The 19860-nt window shown below is 70.6% G+C and carries 18 protein-coding genes; 17 read left to right on the top strand and 1 reads right to left on the bottom strand.

The window, feature by feature from the left end; all coding sequences use genetic code 11:
• The first annotated feature begins 82 nt into the window (after positions 1-82).
• From pyrR to HPY32_RS38310, 14 genes are all read left to right on the top strand, one after another.
• Positions 83-718: a bifunctional pyr operon transcriptional regulator/uracil phosphoribosyltransferase PyrR gene (gene pyrR / locus HPY32_RS38375; RefSeq protein ID WP_067588182.1), complete on the top strand. Its 636-nt coding sequence runs from the start codon at positions 83-85 to the stop codon at positions 716-718.
• The gene (locus HPY32_RS38370) at positions 715-1680 is read left to right on the top strand and encodes an aspartate carbamoyltransferase catalytic subunit (protein ID WP_067588184.1); all 966 of its coding nucleotides are present in this window, start codon (positions 715-717) and stop codon (positions 1678-1680) included. Before pyrR ends, HPY32_RS38370 begins: the two co-directional genes overlap by 4 nt.
• On the top strand, positions 1677-2978 hold the full coding sequence (locus tag HPY32_RS38365; RefSeq protein WP_067588186.1) for a dihydroorotase: 1302 nt from the start codon (positions 1677-1679) through the stop codon (positions 2976-2978). Before HPY32_RS38370 ends, HPY32_RS38365 begins: the two co-directional genes overlap by 4 nt.
• Positions 2978-3478, top strand: coding sequence for a PH-like domain-containing protein (locus tag HPY32_RS38360; protein WP_067588188.1), 501 nt, complete (start codon positions 2978-2980; stop codon positions 3476-3478). Before HPY32_RS38365 ends, HPY32_RS38360 begins: the two co-directional genes overlap by 1 nt.
• Complete coding sequence (gene carA / locus HPY32_RS38355) at positions 3475-4593, top strand: glutamine-hydrolyzing carbamoyl-phosphate synthase small subunit (protein WP_067588190.1); 1119 nt, start codon at positions 3475-3477, stop codon at positions 4591-4593. The genes HPY32_RS38360 and carA overlap by 4 nt, the downstream gene beginning before the upstream one ends.
• The gene (gene carB / locus HPY32_RS38350; RefSeq protein WP_067588193.1) at positions 4593-7922 is read left to right on the top strand and encodes a carbamoyl-phosphate synthase large subunit; all 3330 of its coding nucleotides are present in this window, start codon (positions 4593-4595) and stop codon (positions 7920-7922) included. The genes carA and carB overlap by 1 nt, the downstream gene beginning before the upstream one ends.
• 67 nt (positions 7923-7989) lie before the next feature.
• Positions 7990-8208: a hypothetical protein gene (locus HPY32_RS38345; RefSeq protein WP_067588195.1), complete on the top strand. Its 219-nt coding sequence runs from the start codon at positions 7990-7992 to the stop codon at positions 8206-8208.
• Between the two features lie 11 nt (positions 8209-8219).
• Complete coding sequence (gene pyrF, locus HPY32_RS38340; RefSeq protein ID WP_067588197.1) at positions 8220-9047, top strand: orotidine-5'-phosphate decarboxylase; 828 nt, start codon at positions 8220-8222, stop codon at positions 9045-9047.
• A 562-nt stretch (positions 9048-9609) separates the two neighbouring features.
• On the top strand, positions 9610-9930 hold the full coding sequence (mihF, locus tag HPY32_RS38335; protein WP_030513994.1) for an integration host factor, actinobacterial type: 321 nt from the start codon (positions 9610-9612) through the stop codon (positions 9928-9930).
• Between the two features lie 7 nt (positions 9931-9937).
• Positions 9938-10519, top strand: a complete 582-nt coding sequence (gene gmk, locus HPY32_RS38330; RefSeq protein ID WP_067588199.1) for a guanylate kinase — start codon at positions 9938-9940, stop codon at positions 10517-10519.
• A 61-nt stretch (positions 10520-10580) separates the two neighbouring features.
• On the top strand, positions 10581-10859 hold the full coding sequence (rpoZ, locus tag HPY32_RS38325) for a DNA-directed RNA polymerase subunit omega (protein WP_067588201.1): 279 nt from the start codon (positions 10581-10583) through the stop codon (positions 10857-10859).
• A 61-nt stretch (positions 10860-10920) separates the two neighbouring features.
• On the top strand, positions 10921-12138 hold the full coding sequence (gene coaBC / locus HPY32_RS38320; protein WP_067588203.1) for a bifunctional phosphopantothenoylcysteine decarboxylase/phosphopantothenate--cysteine ligase CoaBC: 1218 nt from the start codon (positions 10921-10923) through the stop codon (positions 12136-12138).
• A gap of 219 nt (positions 12139-12357) precedes the next feature.
• Entirely contained in the window at positions 12358-13599 is a 1242-nt protein-coding gene (metK, locus tag HPY32_RS38315) for a methionine adenosyltransferase (protein WP_067588205.1), read from the top strand.
• Positions 13600-13629: 30 nt separating this feature from the next.
• A complete protein-coding gene (locus tag HPY32_RS38310) occupies positions 13630-15819 on the top strand; it encodes a primosomal protein N' (RefSeq protein WP_156674456.1) in 2190 nt (729 codons plus the stop codon).
• 3 nt (positions 15820-15822) lie between these two features.
• Here the strand turns inward: HPY32_RS38310 and HPY32_RS38305 are convergent, their stop codons facing one another.
• Complete coding sequence (locus HPY32_RS38305) at positions 15823-16470, bottom strand: TetR/AcrR family transcriptional regulator (protein ID WP_067588206.1); 648 nt, start codon at positions 16468-16470, stop codon at positions 15823-15825.
• A gap of 112 nt (positions 16471-16582) precedes the next feature.
• On the opposite strand from HPY32_RS38305, the gene HPY32_RS38300 reads away from it, so the two are divergent.
• From HPY32_RS38300 to HPY32_RS38290, 3 genes are all read left to right on the top strand, one after another.
• Positions 16583-18019: a carotenoid oxygenase family protein gene (locus tag HPY32_RS38300; RefSeq protein WP_067588208.1), complete on the top strand. Its 1437-nt coding sequence runs from the start codon at positions 16583-16585 to the stop codon at positions 18017-18019.
• Between the two features lie 112 nt (positions 18020-18131).
• Positions 18132-18782, top strand: a complete 651-nt coding sequence (locus HPY32_RS38295; protein ID WP_082871376.1) for a PadR family transcriptional regulator — start codon at positions 18132-18134, stop codon at positions 18780-18782.
• A 111-nt stretch (positions 18783-18893) separates the two neighbouring features.
• Positions 18894-19856, top strand: a complete 963-nt coding sequence (locus HPY32_RS38290) for an esterase/lipase family protein (protein ID WP_171983260.1) — start codon at positions 18894-18896, stop codon at positions 19854-19856.
• Positions 19857-19860: the final 4 nt, after the last annotated feature.

The raw sequence follows: 19860 nt of genomic DNA, 5'->3' as shown, positions 1-19860 counted from the left end.
GTGGGGGCGGGGCGCTGCTAGGCTCTGCGACCGAAAGACATCCTTTAACGGACCGTCCGGTGAGGCGGGGAAGGAGGTCGGCATGGCTGTGCCCGAGGAGCGGGCCGCCAGGTCGAGCGCTGCCGAATATTCGCAGCGGCACGATCCCGAGTGGGTCCAGGCCGGGCGTGAGCTGTTGTCGGCGCAGGATGTCGGCCGCACCGTCGCGCGCATGGCGCATCAGATCATCGAGAAGACCGCCCTCGATTCCGCGGATCCGGACGCGGCCCGCGTGGTGCTGATCGGAATCCCCACGCGCGGAACGACATTGGCGGCGCGGCTGGCCGATCGGATCGAGGAGTTCGCCGGTGTGCGGCCGGATCTGGGCTCGCTGGACATCACCCTGTATCGCGACGATCTGCGCAATCGCCCGCACCGCCCGCTCGAGCGCACCTCGGTGCCGGAGGGCGGCGTCGACGACGCGCTCGTGGTGCTGGTCGACGACGTGCTGTTCTCCGGCCGCAGCGTGCGCGCCGCGCTGGACGGCCTGCGCGATCTGGGCCGCCCGCGCGCGGTGCAGCTGGCGGTGCTCGTCGACCGCGGCCACCGCGAACTGCCCATCCGCGCCGACTACGTCGGCAAGAACGTCCCCACCTCCCGGAGCGAGGACATCTCGGTGCTGCTGACCGAACACGACGGCCGCGACGGCGTGTACCTGCATCAGGGTGGTGGCAAGTGAGGCATCTTCTCTCCGTCACTGATCTGGATCGGGCCGCCGCGAACGAATTGCTGGACGACGCACAGCGTTTCGAGCAGGCGCTGCTCGGGCGCGAGGTGCGTAAGCTGCCGACCCTGCGCGGCCGCACCGTCATGACCGTGTTCTTCGAGAACTCCACCCGCACCCGGGTGTCGTTCGAGGTGGCCGGGAAGTGGATGAGCGCCGACGTGATCAACGTGAGCGCGTCGAGTTCGTCGGTGTCCAAGGGTGAGTCGCTGCGCGATACCGCCCTCACCCTGCACGCCGCCGGGGCCGACGCGCTGATCGTGCGGCACCCGGCCTCCGGCGCGGCCCATCAGATCGCCCGCTGGTTCGGCGAGATGGCAAGCGGCGCGGGCGGTTACGCGGGCACCGGCCCGGCCGTGATCAACGCCGGTGACGGCATGCACGAGCACCCCACCCAGGCCCTGCTGGACGCGCTCACGCTGCGGCAGCGGCTGGGCACGCTGGACGGCAGGCGCATCGTGCTGGTCGGCGACATCCTGCACAGCCGGGTCGCGCGCTCGAACGCCTTCCTGCTGCACATCCTCGGCGCCGAGGTGGTGCTGGTCGCGCCGCGCACCCTGCTGCCGGTCGGCGTGGACGCCTGGCCGGTGCGGGTGTCGCACTCGCTCGACGCCGAACTGCCCGGCGCGGACGCGGTCATGATGCTGCGCGTGCAGGCCGAGCGGATGAACGGCGGCTTCTTCCCGTCGGCCCGCGAATACTCGATCAACTACGGACTCAACGAGCGCCGCATGGCGCTGCTCGACGAGCACGCGGTGGTACTGCACCCGGGCCCGATGCTGCGCGGCATGGAGATCGCGTCCTCGGTGGCCGATTCGCCGAAAACCGCGGTGCTGCAACAGGTGACGAATGGAGTGCACATGCGGATGGCGGTGCTGTTCCGGCTGCTGATCGGAACCGGGGAGGCGGCGGCGTGACCGTCCTGATCAAGAACGTCCGCCGCTACGGCGAGGGCGACCCGATCGACGTCCTGCTCGGCGACGGTGAGATCCGCGCGATCGGCGCCGAGCTGAGCGCCGACGACGCCGAGGTGATCGACGGCACCGGCCGGATCCTGCTGCCCGGCTTCGTGGACCTGCACACCCATCTGCGCGAGCCCGGCCGCGAGGACACCGAGACCATCGAATCCGGTTCCGCCGCCGCCGCTCTCGGCGGTTACACCGCGGTCTTCGCGATGGCCAACACCAGCCCGGTCGCCGACAGCGTGGTGGTCACCGATCATGTGTGGCGGCGCGGGCGCGAGGTCGGCCTGGTCGACGTGTACCCGGTCGGCGCGGTCACCGTGGGCCTGGCGGGCAAGCAGCTCGCCGAGATGGGCACCATGGCCGCGGGCGAGGCCCGGGTCCGGATGTTCTCCGACGACGGCCACTGCGTGCACGACCCGCTGATCATGCGCCGGGCGCTGGAGTACGCGAACTCGCTCGGCGTGCTCATCGCCCAGCACGCGGAGGAGCCGCGGCTGACGCAGGGCGCCGTCGCGCACGAGGGTCCGACCGCGTCGCGGCTCGGCCTGGCCGGGTGGCCGCGCGCGGCCGAGGAGTCCATCGTGGCCCGCGACGCGCTGCTGGCCCGCGACGCCGGGGCCCGCGTGCACATCTGCCACGCCTCCACCGCGGGCACCGTCGAACTGCTGAAATGGGCCAAGGGCCAGGGCATTTCGATCACCGCCGAGGTCACCCCGCACCACCTGCTGCTCGACGATTCGCGGCTGGAGACCTACGACGCGGTGAACAAGGTGAACCCGCCGCTGCGCGAGGCGTCCGACGCCGCCGCGCTGCGGCAGGCGCTCGCCGAGGGCATCGTCGACTGCGTGGCCACCGACCACGCCCCGCACGCCGAACAGGACAAGTGCTGCGAGTTCGCCGCGGCCCGCCCCGGCATGCTCGGCCTGGAGACCGCGCTGTCGATCATCGTGCAGACCATGGTGCGGCCGGGCCTGCTGGACTGGCGCGGCGTCGCCCGGGTGATGAGCGAGAATCCGGCGCGCATCGCCGGACTCGACGACCAGGGCCGCCCGCTCGAGGTCGGCGAACCGGCCAACCTGGTGCTGATCGACCCCGAGGCCACGTGGACGGTGCGGGCGACCGAGCTCGCGAGCATCTCCGAGAACACGCCGTACGAGGCGATGACGCTGCCCGCCCGGGTCACGGCGACATTCCTGCGCGGCACGGTGACCGCTCGCGACGGCAGAACGGCCGGGAGAGTAGGGCGGTAATGGAACGCACACTGTGGGTGATCGGGCTGCTGGCGCTGTTCGCGCCCTGCCTGTGGCTGATGTACCGGGCCTGGCGGGCCAAGGCCCGGCGGCAGGCCGCCTCGGTCGGTGAGCTGCCCGCGGTGCCCGCCGAGCTGGGCGCGCAACTGCTGGAGCCGACCACCGGCCTGTACACGGGCACCACCCTGGCGCCCAGCTGGCAGCAGCGGATCGCGGTGGGCGACCTGGGTTTCCGGGCCACGGCCGAGCTCACCCGCTTCGAGCGCGGCATCCTGCTGGAACGCCGCGGCGCGGCCGCGATCTGGATTCCGCAGGAGTCCATCACCGCGGTGCGCACCGAGCGCGGGCACGCGGGCAAGGTGATGACGGAAAATGGTGTGCTGGTAATTCGCTGGAAGCTGCCGACCGGGACCGAGGTGGACACCGGTTTCCGCGGCGACGACAAGACGGTGTATCCGGCGTGGACGACCGGTGCGATGACGGGAGAAGAGAACTCATGAGCGGCGGAACCGCGCTGATGGTGCTGGAGGACGGCCGGGTGTTCCGCGGCGCGCCCTTCGGCGCCGAGGGTGAGACGCTGGGCGAGGCGGTGTTCTGCACCGCGATGACGGGCTACCAGGAGACCCTGACCGACCCGAGCTACCACCGCCAGATCGTGGTGGCCACGGCCCCGCAGATCGGCAACACGGGCTGGAACGACGAGGACGACGAGTCGCAGCGGATCTGGGTCGCCGGGTACGCCGTGCGCGACCCCGCGCGCCGCGCCTCCAACTGGCGCGCCACCACCACCCTGCGCGACGAGCTGGACCGTCAGCGCGTGGTCGGCATCGCGGGCATCGACACCCGCGCCCTGGTCCGCCACCTGCGCACCCGCGGCTCGATGAAGGCGGGCATCTTCTCCGGCCCCGCCGCCGACGCCCCCGTCGACGAACTGCTGTCCCGGGTCACCGGGCAGTCGGCGATGCTGGGCGCGGACCTGGCCGGGGAGGTCAGCACCGACGACCTGTACACCATCGAGCCGGTCGGGGAGCGCCGGTTCACCGTGGTCGCGGTGGACCTCGGCATCAAGACCAACACCCCGCGCATGTTCGCCGAGCGCGGCATGCGGGTGCACGTGGTGCCCTCCGACGTCACCTTCGACCGGATCCGGGAGCTGAATCCGGACGGCGTGTTCCTGTCCAACGGCCCCGGCGACCCGGCCACCCAGGACGGCGCCGTCGAGCTCACCGAAAACGTGCTGAGCGCGGGAGTTCCGCTGTTCGGCATCTGCTTCGGCAACCAGATCCTCGGCCGCGCACTGGGATTGCGGACCTACAAGATGAAGTTCGGCCACCGCGGCATCAATGTGCCGGTCGTCGACCACACCACCGGCCGGATCTCGATCACCGCGCAGAACCACGGTTTCGCGCTCGAGGGCGAGGCCGGGCAGCGCTTCGACACCCCGTTCGGGACCGCCGAGGTCAGCCACACCTGCGCCAACGACGGCACCGTCGAGGGCGTGCGGCTGGTCGACGGCCGCGCCTTCTCGGTGCAGTACCACCCGGAGGCGGCCGCCGGACCGCACGACGCCGCGTATCTCTTCGACCGCTTCGCCGGTCTCATGGAAGGAGCCTGATGCCCCGCCGCGAGGATCTGCACCACATCCTGGTGATCGGCTCGGGCCCGATCGTCATCGGACAGGCGTGCGAGTTCGACTACTCCGGCACCCAGGCGTGCCGGGTGCTGCGGTCCGAGGGACTGCGCGTGTCGCTGGTGAACTCCAACCCGGCGACCATCATGACCGACCCGGAGTTCGCCGATTCCACCTACGTGGAACCGATCACGCCGGAGTTCGTCGAGAAGGTGATCGCCAAGGAGCGCCCCGACGCCATCCTGGCGACCCTCGGCGGCCAGACCGCGCTCAACACCGCGGTCGCGCTGCACGAGCGCGGCGTGCTGGCCAAGTACGACGTCGAGCTGATCGGCGCGGACTTCGAGGCCATCCAGCGCGGCGAGGACCGGCAGAAGTTCAAGGACATCGTCGCCAAGGTCGGTGGCGAGTCCGCCCGCTCCAAGGTCTGCTACACCATGGACGAGGTCCGCGAAACCGTTGCGGAACTGGGCTTTCCGGTGGTCGTGCGCCCGTCGTTCACGATGGGCGGCCTGGGTTCGGGCATGGCCTACAACGACGACGACCTCGACCGCATCGCCGGCGGCGGCCTGGCCGCCTCGCCCACCGCGAACGTGCTCATCGAGGAATCCATCCTGGGCTGGAAGGAATTCGAGCTCGAGCTCATGCGCGACGGCCGCGACAACGTGGTCATCGTCTGCTCGATCGAGAACGTCGACCCGATGGGCGTGCACACCGGCGACTCGGTCACCGTCGCCCCGGCCATGACCCTCACCGACCGCGAGTACCAGAAGATGCGCGATCTCGGCATCGCCATCCTGCGCGAGGTCGGCGTCGACACCGGCGGCTGCAACATCCAGTTCGCGGTGGACCCGCGCGACGGCCGCCTGATCGTCATCGAGATGAACCCGCGCGTGTCGCGCTCGTCCGCATTGGCCTCCAAGGCAACGGGTTTCCCGATCGCCAAGATCGCCGCCAAGCTGGCCATCGGCTACACCCTCGACGAGATCGTCAACGACATCACCAAGGAGACCCCGGCCTGCTTCGAGCCCACGCTCGACTACGTGGTCGTGAAGGCGCCGCGGTTCGCGTTCGAGAAGTTCGTCGGCGCCGACGAGACCCTGACCACCACCATGAAATCGGTCGGTGAGGCGATGTCGCTGGGCCGCAACTTCACCGAGGCCCTGGGCAAGGTGCTGCGCTCGCTGGAGACCAAGGCCGCGGGCTTCTGGACCCGGCCCGACGGCGAGTGGACCGACGTGCAGTCGATCCTGGACGACCTGAGGGTGCCCACCGAGGGCCGCATCTACCAGGTGGAGCGCGCGCTGCGCCTGGGCGCGAGCATCGAGGACGTGGCCGCCGCCTCCGGCATCGACCCCTGGTTCGTGGCCGAGGTGGCCGGTCTGGTGGAGCTGCGCCGGGAGATCCTGGACGCGCCGGTGCTGGACGAGCCGCTGCTGCGCACCGCCAAGCACTACGGCCTGTCCGACCGCCAGATCGCCGCGCTGCGACCGGAATTGGCGGGCGAGAACGGCGTGCGCGAGCTACGCCACCGGCTCGGCGTCCGCCCGGTCTTCAAGACCGTCGACACCTGTGCCGCCGAATTCGAGGCCCGCACCCCGTACCACTACTCGTCCTACGAACTCGATCCGGCCGCCGAGTCGGAGGTCGCGCCGCAGCGCGAGCGCGAGAAGGTGATCATCCTCGGTTCCGGCCCCAACCGCATCGGCCAGGGCATCGAATTCGACTACTCCTGCGTGCACGCCGCGCAGACGCTGTCGGCCGCCGGGTACGAGACGGTGATGGTCAACTGCAACCCGGAGACCGTCTCCACCGACTACGACACCGCCGACCGCCTCTACTTCGAGCCGCTCACCTTCGAGGACGTGCTCGAGGTGTACCAGGCCGAGTGCGAATCCGGTTCCGTCGCGGGCGTGATCGTGCAGCTGGGCGGCCAGACCCCGCTCGGCCTGGCGCAGCGGCTCACCGATGCGGGCGTGCCCGTGGTCGGCACCTCCGCGGCCGCCATCGACCTGGCCGAGGACCGCGGCGAATTCGGTCAGGTGCTGGTCGCGGCCGGGCTGCCCGCGCCGAAGTACGGCACCGCCACCACCTTCGAGCAGGCCCGCAAGATCGCCGCCGGGATCGGCTACCCGGTGCTGGTGCGGCCGTCCTATGTGCTCGGCGGGCGCGGCATGGAGATCGTCTACGACGAGCAGTCCCTGGAGGGCTACATCTCCCGCGCCACCGAGCTCTCGCCCGAGCATCCGGTGCTGGTGGACCGCTTCCTGGAGGACGCCATCGAGATCGACGTCGACGCCCTGTGCGACGGCGACGAGGTGTTCCTGGGCGGCGTGATGGAGCACATCGAGGAGGCCGGTATCCACTCCGGCGACTCGGCCTGCGCGCTGCCGCCGATCACCCTGGGCCGCAGCGATATCGACGCGGTGCGGCGCTCCACCGCGGCGCTGGCCAAGGGCATCGGCGTGCGCGGCCTGCTCAACGTGCAGTACGCGCTCAAGGACGACGTGCTCTACGTGCTGGAGGCGAATCCGCGCGCCAGCCGCACGGTGCCGTTCGTGTCCAAGGCGACCGCGGTGCCGCTGGCCAAGGCCGCGGCGCGGATCATGCTGGGCGCCAGCATCGCCGAGCTACGCAAGGAGGGCATGCTCCCGCCGGAGGGCGACGGCGGCCACGCCCCGCTGGACGCGCCGGTCGCGGTCAAGGAGGCCGTGCTGCCGTTCCACCGGTTCCGCCGCCCCGACGGCAGCGGCATCGACTCGCTGCTGTCGCCGGAGATGAAGTCCACCGGCGAGGTGATGGGCATCGACGCCGACTTCGGCACCGCCTTCGCCAAGAGCCAGACCGCGGCCTACGGCTCGCTGCCCACCGCGGGCACGGTGTTCGTGTCCATCGCCAACCGGGACAAGCGCGCCATGGTCTTCCCGGTCAAGCGCCTGCACGACCTGGGCTTCCGCATCCTGGCCACCGAGGGCACCGCGGAGATGTTGCGGCGCAACGGCATTCCGTGCGAGACGGCGCGCAAGCACTCCGACCCGGAGCTCCCCATGTCAGGCCCTGAGCTTGCGAAGGGTCCGACGATCGTCGATCAGATCAAGGATGGTGAGATCGACATCGTGTTCAACACCCCCTACGGTAACTCCGGCCCCCGGGTCGACGGATACGAGATCCGGACCGCCGCGGTGGGTGCCGATATTCCGTGCATCACGACGGTGCAGGGCGCGGCCGCGGCCGTGCAGGGCATCGAGGCAACTATCAACGGCGGCATCGGGGTGCGCTCCCTGCAGGAGCTGCACGCCGTGCTGCGAGGCTGACAGGAGAAAACGAACCGTGGGAGCCATCGGGTTTGGTGCGGGAGCTCGGCCGGTCGGTGCCGGCCGGGTGACGCCGCGACGGGTACGCCGGGGCGAGTCCGCCGACGCGGCCCCGCACGGCGGCGGTGACATCCGGCCCATGCGCAAGGCCGGTGGTTTCGGCAGCTACAGCGCGGTCGGCTTCCGGGCGGTGCCGCCCATCGGCAGCGCGCCGATGCCGAGCGCGCCGGAACCGGACACGGCCGAGCGCGAGCTGGCCGCGGCCGGCGTCCCGGAGCCGCGGTGAAGCCGTTCGGGATGCGGCTGCGGCGGGCGATGGCCGAGCACGGTCCGCTGTGCGTGGGCATCGATCCCCATCCCGGGCTGCTGCGCGCCTGGGGGCTGCCGGAGGACGTCGACGGGCTGAAGCGGTTCGCCGACCTGTGCGTCGAGGCGCTGGGCGGCCGTGTGGCGTTGGTGAAGCCGCAGGTGGCGTTCTTCGAGGCGTACGGCTCCGGCGGTTTCGCGGTGCTCGAGTCGGTCATCGCCGGGCTGCGCTCGCTGGACACGCTGGTGCTCGCCGACGCCAAGCGCGGCGACATCGGCTCCACCATGGCCGCCTACGCGCGGGCCTGGCTCGGTGACGGCCCGCTGGGCGCCGACGCCCTGACCGCCTCGCCCTACCTCGGATTCGGTGCGCTGACACCGGCTCTGGAGCTCGCGCGCGACAACCACCGGGGCGTGTTCGTGCTGGCCGCGACCTCGAATCCGGAGGCGGTGGCGGTGCAGGGCGGCACCACCGCCGATGGGCGCGGCATCGCCCAGGCCATGGTCGACGCGGCGGCCGAGCTCAATGCCGAGGAGCTGCGCGCGGCCGGTGCCGAGCTCGGCTCGGTCGGCGTGGTGGTGGGCGCGACCCTGGCCGCCGCCCCGGACCTGACGCGGCTCGCCGGGCCGATCCTCATGCCGGGCGTCGGCGCCCAGGGCGGGGGACCGGAGTCCGTCCGGGCGCTGATTCCGGCCGAATGCTTCCCGATGGCGGTGCCGACGGTATCGCGCGAGGTGCTGGGCGCCGGGCCGTCGGTGTCGGCGCTGCGGCAGCGCGTGCAGCGGCTCACCGACGAGTTCGCCTTCCTGCAGGGCTGATCCGGGGTTTCCCGGCCACGGACCGGTCTCGAAAGAGACCGGTCCGTTCTGTTTCTCCGGCCCGCTGCGCTCTCGAACCCCGGGGCGGGTCCCCGAACCACATTCTTGTGTTTTTCCGCGTCAGCGGGTCTTTCAGGCCGTATTGCGTGCCCACTGGGCTCGACTGCACGTTCGAACGACGGGGTCCGGGTGCGGTCGCGGTGCCCGCGTGGCGCGACACGCGGAAGCGAAATTGCGCGACACGCGGAGGAATTCCAGAAAATTCCAGGTCGCGCGATAACGGCCCGGTTACAGCCGTCGCCGGTTCGCCGCCGGTCTCCGCGAAGCCCCCGGTCGCGGGCCGAAAACCCGGGCTCACCAGGACATTCTCGATTTCGGCTGTAGGATTTGCGCTACCGGGTCGAGCAGGCCGAATGCCGTGTCCGACCGCCCGTTACCGTAGCCCGAATCACGCGCTGACCTGGGGGGTGGGTTCGCAATCGGCTCGCGGCGTGGGTACGGTCGCACAGACCGCCGGGTTACCGGCGGGAGATCAAGCAATGAACGATGAGACGGAGGAACCGTGGCCCTTCCCCAGCTGACTGACGAGCAGCGCGCCGCTGCTTTGGAGAAGGCGGCTGCCGCTCGCCGCGCTCGGGCAGAGCTCAAGGAGCGCTTGAAGCGTGGCGGCACCGACCTGAAGACGGTCCTGAAGGATGCCGAGACCGACGAGGTCCTCGGCAAGATGAAGGTGTCGGCTCTGCTGGAGGCCCTGCCCAAGGTCGGCAAGGTCAAGGCGGCGGAGATCATGAGCGAGCTCGAGATCGCGCCGACCCGACGCCTGCGGGGCCTGGGCGACCGTCAGCGCAAGGCGCTGTTGGCGAAGTTCGACTTCGAAGCCTGATCCGAGGGTGGTCGAACACACGCGGAAGGGTCGGCTGGTAGTACTGGTCGGCCCCTCGGCCGTCGGCAAGTCGACGGTGGTCCGTTGCGTCCGCGAACGGCTGCCGGAGCTGGTGTTCAGTGTGTCGGCCACCACCCGGGCCCCCCGGCCCGGGGAGGTCGACGGCCGGGACTACCGGTTCGTGACCCGGGCCGAGTTCGACACCATGATCGAACAGGGGGAACTGCTCGAGTGGGCCGATATTCACGGCGGCCTGCAGCGGTCGGGAACCCCGGCCGGGCCGGTCCGCGACGCCATCGCGGCCGGCAAACCGGTCCTGGTCGAGGTGGATCTGGAGGGCGCCCGCTCGATCCGCAAGGAGATCCCGGCGGCACTGCTGGTGTTTCTGGCCCCGCCCAGCTGGGACGAGCTGGTGGCCCGGCTGACCGCCCGCGGGACCGAATCGCCCGAGGTGATCGAACGCCGGCTGCAGACCGCGAAAACCGAACTCGCGGCCTGTGACGAGTTCGACATCACCATCGTGAACGACGAGGTGACCAGCGCCTGTGAGCAGTTGGTATCGTTGTTCATTAGCACAAAATCGAGATAAGGGCGTTCGAATCGTCGATTCCGCCCCGCTTTTCCACCAACGACCCGCAGGAGCCTCACCAGTGAGCGACATCAAGACCGCCGCGCCCGCGTACGACACCCCGGTCGGCCTCACCAACCCGCCGATCGACGAGTTGCTCGAGCGCACGTCGTCCAAGTACGCACTGGTCATCTACGCGGCCAAGCGGGCGCGCCAGATCAACGACTACTACAACCAGCTCGGCGACGGCATCCTCGAGTACGTGGGCCCGCTGGTCGAGCCCGGCCTGCAGGAGAAGCCGCTGTCGGTGGCGATGCGCGAGATCCATTCCGACCTGCTCGAGCATTCCGAAGGCGAGTGACCTGCGGGCGGCGCGGACCTAGCCTCGCCGCTCACCACCCGGACCGAAGAGGCGTAGACAGATGCGGATCGTTGTCGGTGTGGGCGGCGGAATCGCCGCCTACAAGGCGTGCTCGCTCGTTCGCAAGTTCACCGAGACCGGGCACGACGTCCGGGTGATTCCCACCGAGTCGGCGCTGCAGTTCGTCGGGAAGGCGACCTTCGAGGCGCTGTCGGGCAATCCGGTGCACACCGGCGTGTTCGCCGATGTGCCCGAGGTGCCGCACGTGCGGCTCGGCCAGGAGGCCGACCTCGTGGTGATCGCCCCCGCGACCGCCGACCTGATGGCGCGCGCCGCGATGGGCCGCGCCGACGACCTGCTCACCGCCACCCTGCTCACGGCCCGATGTCCGGTGCTGTTCGCCCCGGCCATGCACACCGAGATGTGGGAGCACGCGGCCACCGTCGCCAACGTGGCGACGCTGCGCGCGCACGGGTCCATCGTGATGGAACCGGCCGCGGGCAGGCTGACCGGCGCCGACACCGGCCCGGGGCGGCTGCCCGAGCCGGAGGAGATCTTCGCGCTGGCCTCGCTGCTGCTCGAGCGCGCCGACGCGGTGCCGCGCGATCTCGAGGGCCGTCGCATCGTGGTCTCCGCGGGCGGCACCCGCGAGCCGCTGGACCCGGTGCGCTTCCTCGGCAACCGCAGCTCCGGCAAGCAGGGCTACGCGATGGCCCGGCTGGCCGCCCAGCGCGGCGCCCATGTGACCTTGATCGCAGGCAACACCATCGGCCTCGAGCCCCCGGCCGCGGTCGAGGTGGTACACGTCACCACCGCCGAGCAGATGGGCACCGCGGTCGACAAGCACGCCGTCGGCGCCGACGCGGTGATCATGGCCGCCGCGGTGGCCGACTTCCGTCCCGCCAACGTCGCCGCCGCGAAGATCAAAAAGGGTGCGGGCGAACCGGATTCGATCGATCTCACCAAGAACCGCGACATCCTCGCCGGGCTGGTGCAGGCGCGCCGCGACGGTCGGCTGCCCGATCTGGCGATCGTCGGATTCGCCGCGGAGACCGGCGACGAACGCGGCGACGTGCTGTCCTACGCCCGGGCCAAACTCAAGCGGAAGGGCTGTGACCTGCTGGTGGTCAACGCCGTCGGCGAGGGTCGGGCCTTCGAGGTGGACAACAACGACGGCTGGCTACTGGGGGCCGACGGCGCCGAACAGGCCCTCGATCACGGATCGAAGGCGCTGCTGGCCAGCCGGGTGCTGGATGCGCTGGGGCCGCTGCTGCGCTGAGCGACAATCGGTTTCGGCCTAGCATGCACGTACGCGGACAGTGCACAATTGCATTGCACGCTAGTTTGCACCGACTGCCAAAACGGAGCCCTGTGGAGGCGGTAGTGGCTGGTGGCGGCCCTTTCGGGTCGTTGCTGCGACCGCACCGCGTCGGTGGTTTGGAATAGTCTGAGACAAAGGGTTGTGCGGTGGCGTGCACTCGCTACTGTCGCAATCCTGATGAGACCCGTTGAGGGAGAGGGAAGAACTGTGCGCACTGGTAGCCGCCTATTCACTAGTGAGTCCGTGACCGAGGGTCATCCGGACAAGATCTGTGATGCGATCAGCGATTCCATTCTCGACGCATTGCTCACGCAGGACCCGCGCAGCCGGGTCGCGGTGGAGACCATGGTGACCACCGGTCAGGTGCACGTCGCGGGCGAGGTCACCACCTCGGCCTACGCGGACATCCCCACCATCGTGCGTGAGAAGGTGCTCGAGATCGGTTACGACTCGTCGGCCAAGGGCTTCGACGGCGCGTCGTGTGGTGTGAACGTGGCCATCGGCGCCCAGTCGCCGGACATCGCGCAGGGTGTCGACCACTCGCACGAGGCCCGCGTCGGCGGCTCCGACGACGAGATCGCCCGCCAGGGCGCCGGCGACCAGGGCCTGATGTTCGGCTACGCCACCCGGGAGACCCCGGAGCTCATGCCGCTGCCCATCGCGCTGGCGCACCGGCTGTCGCGGCGGCTGACCGAGGTCCGCAAGTCCGGGGTGCTGCCCTACCTGCGTCCGGACGGCAAGACCCAGGTCACCATCGAGTACGAGGGCGACCGCCCGGTCCGGCTGGACACCGTGGTGCTGTCCACCCAGCACGCCGCCGACATCGACCTGGACAACCTGCTCGCCCCCGACATCCGCGAGAAGGTCGTGGACGCGGTGCTGGCCGATCTGGAACTGCCCGACCCGCTGGACACCTCCGATATCCGCCTGCTGGTCAATCCGACCGGCAAGTTCGTGCTCGGCGGCCCGATGGGTGACGCGGGCCTGACCGGCCGCAAGATCATCGTCGACACCTACGGCGGCATGGCCCGCCACGGTGGCGGCGCGTTCTCCGGCAAGGATCCGTCGAAGGTCGACCGCTCGGCCGCCTACGCCATGCGCTGGGTCGCCAAGAACGTGGTCGCCGCCGAGCTGGCGGACCGGGTCGAGGTGCAGGTGGCCTACGCCATCGGCAAGGCGGCCCCGGTCGGCCTGTTCGTGGAGACCTTCGGCACCGAGAAGATCGATCCGACCAAGATCTCCGCGGCCCTCGGCGAGGTGTTCGACCTGCGTCCGGGCGCGATCATCCGCGACCTGGATCTGCTGCGCCCGATCTACGGGCCGACCGCCGCCTACGGGCACTTCGGCCGCACCGATGTCGATCTGCCCTGGGAGCGTACCGACCGCGCCGAGAAGCTGCGCGCGGCCGCCGGGCTGTAATTGGCCGACACCGCTGCGGTCCCGGCGGCGGTGGCACTCCCCATCGCGAGAGTGCTGCCGCTGCTGGAACCGGCCCACCTCGACCGGGACTTCGACTACCTCGTCCCCGCGGAACTGGACGCGATCGCCCAACCGGGCGTTCGCGTCCGCGTTCGTTTCTCGGGCCGCCTCGTCGACGGCTTCGTCCTGGACCGCCTCGAGAAGTCCGACCACACCGGTAAACTCATGCGGCTCGAGCGCGTGGTCTCCGCCGAGCGCGTCCTCACCCCCGAAATCCTGCGCCTCGCCACCGCCGTAGCCACCCGTTACGCGGGCACCCGCGCCGACGTCCTCCGGCTGGCCATCCCGCCACGCCATGCGAAAACCGAAGCAGAACAACCCGGTTCGACGAAGAGCCCGGCAGAGACCGCCTCGGCAGTGCCGGATTCCGCTGGCGCCGAGGTGGTTTCGCGGTTTCTGGAGTGGGAGCGGCGGTATCGGCACGGGGCGTCGTTCCTCGAGGCGCTGGCGGCGGGCCGGGGGCCGCGGGCGGCCTGGCAGGCGGTGCCGGGGGAGCAGTGGGCGCGGCGGCTGGCGGAGCTGGCGGCGGTGACGGTGGGGGGCGGGCGCAGTGCGGTGATCATGGTGCCGGATCAGCGGGATCTGGATCGGGTGCTGGGGGCCTGTGTGGACTTGGTGGGGGAGCGGGCGGTCGGGCTGTCGGCGGGATTGGGGCCCGCGGCGCGGTATCGGCGATGGCTGGCGGCATTGCGGGGGAGCGCGCGGATCGTCGTGGGCACGCGGAGCGCGATCTTCGCGCCCGCAACGGATCTCGGGTTGATCGCGATCTGGGACGATGGGGACGATACCTACGCCGAGCCGCGGGCGCCGTATCCGCATGCGCGCGAGGTGGCGATGCTGCGGGCGCACGAGACCGGGGCGGCGTTCGTCGCCGGGGGGTTCGCGCGGACGGCGGAGATTCAGGCCGTCGTGGACTCGGGATGGGCCCATGACCTGGTCGCCGACCGGGCGGTGGTGCGAGAATACGCGCCTCGGATCAGTGCGCCGGGCGACAGTGATGTTGCGCTGGAACGGGATCCGGTGGCGCGGGCCGTGCGCATTCCGGCCGTTGCCTTCACCGCGGCGCGCAAGGCGCTCGCCGCGGGCGAGTCGGTGCTCGTCCAGGTGCCCCGCCGCGGTTACGTTCCCGCCCTCGCCTGCGCCAAATGCCGCACCCCCGCCCGCTGCCGCCACTGCAACGGCCCACTGTCCTTGCCGGACAACACCATCGGCGGTACCGGGACCGCTCGGCGTCAGCGCTCCGACCCGGCTGCCGTGGCCGCGACCGGATCGGGTTCCGATGCGGCAGTGAGAGATTCGCGCGGCTCGCGGGCGGGCGAATGGCAGACTCGCCGGGCCTCGGCGCGGGAGGTCGGGGTCGCGTGGTCGCGCAGCGGTTCCGGGGACGTGGCGCACAGTCCGAGTTGCCGGTGGTGCGGGAAGACCGAGGCGGCGTTTCGGTGCGGGTCGTGTGGGTCGCGGGCACTGCGGGCGGTGGTGATCGGCGCGGCGCGGACGGCGGAGGAACTGGGCCGGGCCTTTCCGGGCGTGCCGATTCGCGGGTCCGGGGGCGCGGCCGTGCTCGATGCCGTGCCGGAGGGGCCGCAGGTGGTGGTCGCGACGATCGGGGCGGAACCGGTGGCCCCGAGCGGATACGCGGTGGCGCTGCTGCTGGACGGCTGGGCGCTGCTGAGCCGCGCCGACCTGCGCGCCGCCGAGGACACCCTGCGGCGCTGGATGTCCGCGGCGGCCCTGGTCCGCCCGACCGGGCAGGTGATCGTGATGGCCGAACCGTCGCTGCCCACCGTGCAGGCCCTGGTGCGCTGGGATCCGGTGGGCCACGCCGGTTTCGAGCTCGCCGCTCGCACCGAGGTGCGCTTCCCGCCCGCCGTCCGCCTCGCCGCGGTCGACGGCACCACCGACTCCATCGCCGAATTGCTCGGCGAGGCAAAGCTTCCCGCCGATATCGAGATCCTCGGCCCGGTCCCGCTACCCCCGGGCGCCCGAAAGCCCTTCTCCTCCGGCGATTCTCCCGCCGTGGTCGAGCGCATGATCCTGCGCGCCGACCGGGCCTGCGGCGCCGCCCTGTCCCGCGCCCTCGCCGCCGCCCAGGCCGTCCGCAGCACGCACCGCTCCGACGCCCCGCTGCGGGTTCAGATCGATCCCGTCGACATCGGCTGAGCCTCAGCGATTTCCGACCGCCTTGCGCACCCGCGCCATCGACCGCTCGGCGCGCTTGCGCGGGCAGCCCATGCCCACCAGGAAGTCGATGGTCGCCGGGCCGAGAATCACCGGCAGACTGCTGTGCTCCGCGGAGCCGAGGAATCCGGCGATCTCCAGCAGCACCGTTCCGTGCACCAGCGCCCACAGGCGCGTCGCCACCTCGCGCGGCGGATCCGGCCGCACGTGCCCGCTCTCGATGAGGCGCTCGATCGCCGCGACGAGCGGCTCGAAGGTCGCCGCGCCGATCGCCGAACCGGGGTCGCCGATGGCGAAGTCGCTGTGCGGGGACAGTGCGGTGCGCGGACCGGTGAGGCCGAACATCAACCGGTAGCGCTGCGGGCTCGCCAGCGCGTAGCCGCGGTAGGCGTAGCCCAGCAGCAGGACGTCCGCGATCGGATCGTCGCTCGGCCGCACGGCCTCCAGCGCCGTTCCGAAGCGCGCGAACGCCTCGGCCGCAATCGCTTCCATCAGCCCGGTCATGCCGTCGAAGTGCGTGTAGACCGCCATTGTCGAGGCGCCCACCGCGGCGGCGACCCGGCGGGTCTGTAGCGCCTCGGGCCCGTCCTCCTCCAGCAGCCGCAGCCCGGCATCCACCAGTTGCTCGCGCATAGCCGGTCCGGGACGCCGATTCGGTTGGCGCGCGGGGGAACTCACTGTTGAATCACCTCCATAACAGCGTTATTGTAGTCCCATAACATCGTTATTCACTGGGGAGCCTGCCATGGGCAATCGCTATCTCGAGGGTGTCTTCGCCCCGATCGAGCACGAATACACGCTGACCGACCTCGCGGTCACCGGTTCCATCCCGGACTACCTCGACGGCCGCTACCTGCGCAACGGCCCGAATCCGGTGGGTGAGCTGGATCCCGCGCTCTACCACCTGTTCTCCGGTGACGGCATGGTGCACGGCATCCGCCTGCGCGACGGCCGGGCCGAGTGGTATCGCAATCGGTGGGTCCGCGGCGCCACCACCTCGCGCGCCCTCGGCGAACGGCCCGTGGTGAAGATGCTCGACATCAGGGGAGTCGGCGCCAACACCAATGTCATCGGGCACGCCGGGCGCACCCTGGCCCTGGTGGAGGGCGGCCTGACGAATTACGAGCTGAGCGAGGAACTCGACACCGTCGGGGTATGCGATTTCGACGGCACCCTCACCGGCGGCTACACCGCCCACCCCAAGCGCGACCCGAATACCGGTGAGCTGCACGCGGTCTCGTACTCGTTCCGGCGCGGCAACATCGTGCAGTACTCGGTGATCGGCGTCGACGGCCGGGCGCGGCGCACCGTCGACATCGAGGTCACCGGTGCGCCGATGATGCACGACTTCTCGCTCACCGAGAAGTACGTGGTGCTCTACGACCTGCCGGTGGTGTTCGACGCCCAGCAGGCCGCGCAGATGAGTGTGCCGCGCGGGCTGCGGTTGCCGGTGCGGCTGCTGCTGTCGGCCCTGCTCGGCCGCATCCGCATACCGAATCCGCCTGCGCTGCACCGCAATCAGCCGCAGACCGACCGGCGGTTGCCCTTCGCCTGGAATCCGAACTATCCGGCCCGGGTGGGTGTCATGCCGCGCACCGGGACCAATGCCGATGTCTGCTGGTTCGATATCGAGCCCTGCTACGTCTTCCATCCGATGAACGCCTACGACGACGGCGACACCATCGTGCTCGATGTGGTCCGGTATCCGAAGATGTTCGACACCGACCGCCTCGGCCCCGGCGACGGCGCGCCCGCCCTGGACCGCTGGGAGGTCGACCTGAACGCGGGCAAGGTCCGGCAGTCCCGCCTCGACGATCGCCCGCAGGAATTCCCCCGGGTCGACGAGCGCCTGGTGGGCAAGCGGCACCGGTACGGGTACGCGCCGTCGATCGGGCCGGGCCTGAATCCGGAGGGCGTGCTGCTCAAGCACGACATGGTCGGCGGCGGCGCGGCCACCCGGTCGTTCGGGCCCGGAAAACGGCTGGGGGAGTTCGTCTTCGAGCCCGCCTCGGCCGATGCGGGGGAGGACGAGGGGGTGCTGATGGGCTTCGTCTACGACGCCCACACCGATCGCAGCGAACTCGCGATCCTCGACGCCGAGACGCTCGAGACCGTGGCGAGCGTGCATCTGCCGCACCGGGTGCCCGCCGGTTTCCACGGCAACTGGGTGCCGACCGCCTAGCCCGCTGCTGGACGGGCCGGTCGGTTCGTGTCGTGCTTCATGCTTGTCGAAGATGCATTGTCGATATATCGTCGATGGTGTGGATGTGCGAACACGCCTGAGGAGGCACGTCATGGAATACGGACACGACAAAGACATGCACGGCCGTGGCCGTCGGCGGGGCGAGTTCCCCGGCGGTCGCGAGCAGTTCCGTCGCCACCCGCGCGGCGGACACGGTTTCGGCCGCGAATTCGGCCCGTTCGGACCGGAGTTCGGCCCCGGCTTCGGCCCGGGTCCCTTCGGTCGGGGCCGCGGCCGGGGTGGTCGCGGTCGGCGCGGCGATGTGCGCGCGGCGATCCTGCTGTTGCTGCAGGAACGCCCGATGCACGGCTACGAACTGATCCAGCAGATCCGCGAGCGCAGCGAGGACGTCTGGCGTCCCAGCCCGGGCTCGATCTACCCGGCGCTGTCGCAGCTCGAGGACGAGGGCCTGGTGCTCATCGAGAAGGTGAGCGGCCGCAAGACCGCCAAGCTCACCGAGGACGGCGCCGGCTACGTCGAGGAGCATCGCGACGAGCTCGGCGATCCCTGGCAGGAGGTCCGCGACGGCGTCGGCGATCAGGCGCTGGATATGCGCGAGCTGGTGGGCCAGCTGATGGGCGCGGTCGCCCAGGTGGCCCGGGCCGGAACGCCGGAGCAGGCGGCCAAGGCGGCCGAGGTGCTCACCGAGGCGCGCCGGTCGCTCTACCGGATCCTCGCCGACGACGACACACCCGAAAAGTAACGGCGGCCGAAACGCGGGGCCCGACATGGTATTCCGGCTTCGGTGCGGAATGATTGTGACATGGGACAGGGATGGGTTCGCAGACTTTGGGGTCGATCACAACGGAGAGCGATGGCGCTGGCGGGCACGGTGTGCGCGCTGGCGTTCGGCGCCGGCGTACCGGCGTGGGGCGATCCCGTGCCGGGGCTCCGCCCGGCCATGGTGCCCTCCGAGCAGGCGCCGGTCCAGACCGAACATCTGGCGGCATCGCACTACCTGCTGACCCATCCCGCCGCCACCCCGATGGGCACCAACGATTTCGGCTGCAAACCCAGCGCCGAGCACCCGCGCCCGGTGATTCTGGCGCACGGCACCGACGCCTCGGCCTACTCGGACTATTCGGCCATCGGCCCGCAGCTGGTGCAGGCCGGGTACTGCGTTTTCGCGCCGAACTACGGCGGTAGGCCGGGCGCGGCCACCTACGGCACCGAGGACATCTGGCTGTCCTCGCGCCAGATCGGGGAATTCGTCGACCGGGTGCTCGCCGCCACGGGGGCGAGGCAGGTGGATCTCGTCGGATTCTCCCAGGGCGCCAATGTGACTCGGTTCTATGTCAACAAGCTCGGCGGCGCCGGAAAGGTGCACCGGTGGGTGGGCCTGGCCTCGCCGAGCTACGGCGGCATCATGTATGGGCTGGTGCCGCTCGCGGACGCGGTGCCGGCGCTGTGGGGCGCGTATCAGAAGGTCACCTCGGTGGCGGCGGTGCAGCAGGCGCAGGGCGCGCCGTTCATGCGCGAGCTGAACGCGGGCGGCGACACGGTGCCCGGTGTGGAATACACCACGGTCGGCAGCCGGGTCGACGAGATGATCCAGCCGTTCGCCAATATCGCCCTGCACGGCCCGAACGCCACCAACATCGTGCTGCAGGACCGCTGCCCGACCGACCTGACCGGGCACTTCCATCTCGTCTACGATCCGTACGTGCAGCAGCTGCTGCGCAATGTGCTCGATCCCGAACACGCCCGTGAGCCCGTCTGCACACCGGTCGCGCTGGGCACCGGCATCCCCGAGGTGATCCTGGGCGCGCATTCGTGATCGA

It is taken from the genome of Nocardia terpenica, assembly GCF_013186535.1.
Lineage (GTDB): Bacteria > Actinomycetota > Actinomycetes > Mycobacteriales > Mycobacteriaceae > Nocardia > Nocardia terpenica.
The sequence above is the reverse complement of the archived record's forward strand: the minus strand, read 5'-3'. Positions and strand labels throughout refer to the sequence as shown.

What these genes read in the sequence shown, in the direction of transcription:
- HPY32_RS38300 (WP_067588208.1), top strand. Translation starts at nt 16,583, where the DNA reads ATGGGCAATCGCTATCTCGAGGGTGTCTTCGCCCCGATCGAGCACGAA.
- HPY32_RS38295 (WP_082871376.1), top strand. Translation starts at nt 18,132, where the DNA reads ATGGAATACGGACACGACAAAGACATGCACGGCCGTGGCCGTCGGCGG.
- carB (WP_067588193.1), top strand. Translation starts at nt 4,593, where the DNA reads ATGCCCCGCCGCGAGGATCTGCACCACATCCTGGTGATCGGCTCGGGC.
- metK (WP_067588205.1), top strand. Translation starts at nt 12,358, where the DNA reads ATGAGACCCGTTGAGGGAGAGGGAAGAACTGTGCGCACTGGTAGCCGC.
- pyrR (WP_067588182.1), top strand. Translation starts at nt 83, where the DNA reads ATGGCTGTGCCCGAGGAGCGGGCCGCCAGGTCGAGCGCTGCCGAATAT.
- HPY32_RS38290 (WP_171983260.1), top strand. Translation starts at nt 18,894, where the DNA reads ATGGCGCTGGCGGGCACGGTGTGCGCGCTGGCGTTCGGCGCCGGCGTA.
- carA (WP_067588190.1), top strand. Translation starts at nt 3,475, where the DNA reads ATGAGCGGCGGAACCGCGCTGATGGTGCTGGAGGACGGCCGGGTGTTC.
- HPY32_RS38305 (WP_067588206.1), bottom strand. Translation starts at nt 16,470, where the DNA reads ATGCGCGAGCAACTGGTGGATGCCGGGCTGCGGCTGCTGGAGGAGGAC.
- coaBC (WP_067588203.1), top strand. Translation starts at nt 10,921, where the DNA reads ATGCGGATCGTTGTCGGTGTGGGCGGCGGAATCGCCGCCTACAAGGCG.
- HPY32_RS38360 (WP_067588188.1), top strand. Translation starts at nt 2,978, where the DNA reads ATGGAACGCACACTGTGGGTGATCGGGCTGCTGGCGCTGTTCGCGCCC.
- pyrF (WP_067588197.1), top strand. Translation starts at nt 8,220, where the DNA reads ATGCGGCTGCGGCGGGCGATGGCCGAGCACGGTCCGCTGTGCGTGGGC.